This is a genomic window from Paenibacillus sp. 05T425 (genome assembly GCF_056396205.1).
In genome coordinates, this window is sequence record NZ_JBFTLA010000063.1 from 1 (window position 1) to 537 (window position 537).

The following is a 537-nucleotide window of genomic DNA, read 5'->3' on the forward strand; positions in this document are numbered from 1 at the left end:
ACTTAAGGGCTAGTCCCCGTTCGCTCGCCACTACTAAGGGAATCTCGGTTGATTTCTTTTCCTCAGGGTACTTAGATGTTTCAGTTCCCCTGGTTCGCCTCTTGCACCTATGTATTCAGTACAAGATAACCATCTTATGATGGCTGGGTTCCCCCATTCAGACATCTCCGGATCAAAGTCTGTTTGCCGACTCCCCGAAGCTTTTCGCAGGCTACCACGTCTTTCATMGCCTCTGACTGCCAAGGCATCCACCGTATGCGCTTCTTCACTTGACCATATAACCCCAAGCAATCTGGTTATACTGTGAAGACGACATTCGCCGAAAATTCGCATGCTCAATTAAGAGTAACTCACAAATTTTACCTTAGCCTGATCCGTTACCAGTGAAAGTAACGTTCAGTCTATCTTTCTATCACATACCCAAATTTTTAAAGAACGATCTAGCCAAAGACTAGAAATCAACATTCACCATCATCACGATGGAATGCTCATTTCTAAGCTTTCAACAACAGAAGCAGTAGTGGTGGAGCCAAACGG

General features: G+C 45.0%; 1 rRNA gene. It reads right to left on the reverse strand.

Annotated elements, in window-relative coordinates:
• Positions 1–275, reverse strand: a 23S ribosomal RNA gene (locus tag AC1DF0_RS32070); the annotation flags it as partial.
• Positions 276–537: the final 262 nt, after the last annotated feature.